This window comes from Arsenophonus nasoniae DSM 15247 (assembly GCF_000429565.1).
GTDB lineage: Bacteria > Pseudomonadota > Gammaproteobacteria > Enterobacterales > Enterobacteriaceae > Arsenophonus > Arsenophonus nasoniae.
Map to the genome: position 1 here is coordinate 1 of NZ_AUCC01000268.1, position 1,193 is coordinate 1,193.

Annotated in this window: 2 protein-coding genes; both read right to left on the reverse strand. The window is 41.7% G+C overall.

The features are described 5' to 3' along the window. Positions 1–827 (reverse strand): DNA-methyltransferase (locus tag G468_RS0118295; protein ID WP_026824186.1); only part of this gene is annotated, 827 nt, incomplete at its 3' end. Positions 828–896: 69 nt separating this feature from the next. Continuing rightward, the coding region (locus tag G468_RS0118300; protein WP_026824185.1) for a RusA family crossover junction endodeoxyribonuclease at positions 897–1,193 on the reverse strand (297 nt) is incomplete at its 5' end.

A 1,193-nucleotide genomic window follows, 5' to 3' on the forward strand; every position in this document is an offset into this window, starting at 1 on the left:
TAATACAGTACGGGTGGAAAGCTCCACACATCGGTATACGGCACGTCTTTGGTGACAGAAAAAGGTCGGCGCAAGTTTTCATATTGTCGCTTAAGTTCGTCATAGTTTTTCATCAGTTCACTGTAATCACGCTGAAGTTTATTGTTACTTTTGGATAAAAACGGCACTAACATTTTCTCTGCGGCTTTTTGCGAAAATAATTGCTGCAATTTTTCGTATTGTGATTTGTTGGGCAGTTGCCATTGGGAATAAGAGAACCAATGCCGATGCATGTAGCTTCCCATATGCTTCTCTATTTCTTTGCCCGTGATATTGAGTTGATTTTTTGCGGTGATGAAATAATCAATCATAGGAGCGAAGATCTGGCTCTTTAATTCAGCGCATTTTGATGCATATCTCACATGATTTTTTGCAGCACTATCTACCCCGTACTGCTCTGCAAACAATATTCGCTCGGTGCTTGGAAAATATGAACGTAGCGATTCTTTTGAGCATCCAGTCCAACGACCATAGGGTTTAGCCCAAATAATGTGATTTAACACCCTCATGTGATTTCTTAGCATAATCTCAGTATCAGCGGCCAATGCGGCGCTACAAAACAGATAGAGACTGCCGTTTGGCTTTAATACCCGCTGGAATTCAACGAGGTAATCATTTAGCCACGCTAGATATTGCTCGGTTGTTTTCCACTGCCTGTCCCAGGCGCAGGATTTAACACGGTAGTAGGGTGGGTCAGTCAATATCAGGTCGATAGAAGCATCAGGAAGTGTTTTAACGTATGGCAAGGCGTCGCCATTAACCAATATCGGCTGGCTTAAAAAAGTCATTGTTTTACCTTGGATTTTAAATGTGATTGACCTTGTTGGTGTGTTGATGATTTTTCAGGTAGCGACGATTTAACAATATTCATCAATTATGACGACACACTTGCCGCCTTTCAGACCGCCGTTGTTATCCATCTTCTCAACGGTCATCACGCGAATTTGGCTATCATCGTGCCAAATACCCGCCCCAGTTAAAGCATCGAGTACGCCTTTAGAATAATTATCTACATCACGCTTTATCTTGTTGGGCAGATAGAGTTGCATCGATACAGAAACCTCACCTTCAAATTTTTGGCAGCCGGATTTCTGGCGCATTTCATTAACAATTTTTGCCGTTGTTGCTTTAAATTCTTTTGCCTTATTACTTAG